Source organism: Pyxidicoccus fallax, from assembly GCF_012933655.1.
In the GTDB taxonomy this organism is placed as follows: Bacteria; Myxococcota; Myxococcia; order Myxococcales; family Myxococcaceae; genus Myxococcus; species Myxococcus fallax.
This window is the reverse complement of sequence record NZ_JABBJJ010000813.1, coordinates 1-388: the sequence shown is the minus strand read 5'-3', so window position 1 is coordinate 388 and position 388 is coordinate 1. Positions and strand designations below refer to the sequence as shown.

Genomic DNA, 388 nt, shown 5'->3' with positions numbered 1-388 from the left:
GGAGATCCCGGCGTCGTTGGCCTCCGCCAGCGACGGCGTGGTCAACCTCCCGGCGATCGTGATCACCCTGGTCTGCGCCTCGGTCCTGATCGGCGGCATCAAGCTCTCCAGCCGGGTCAACCAGATCGTGGTGGCGATCAAGCTGAGCGTGGTCGCCCTGGTGATCATCGTCGGGATCGCGCACGTCAAGACGTCCAACTGGACCCCCTTCATCCCGCCGAGCCAGCCCTCCGCCGGCGCGGACGCCTCCGTCTGGAAGCCCCCGCTGATCACCTCGATCTTCGGCCTCGAGCCGGCGGTCTTCGGGATCGCCGGTGTGATCGCCGGAGCCGCGATCGTGTTCTTCGCCTTCATCGGGTTCGACGTCGTCGCGACCACCGCCGAGGAG

1 protein-coding gene is annotated in these 388 nt (G+C 68.0%); it reads left to right on the top strand.

Features of this window, described 5'->3' with window-relative positions; genetic code table 11:
- The coding region (locus HG543_RS54290; protein WP_169352746.1) for an amino acid permease at positions 1 to 388 on the top strand (388 nt) is incomplete at both ends.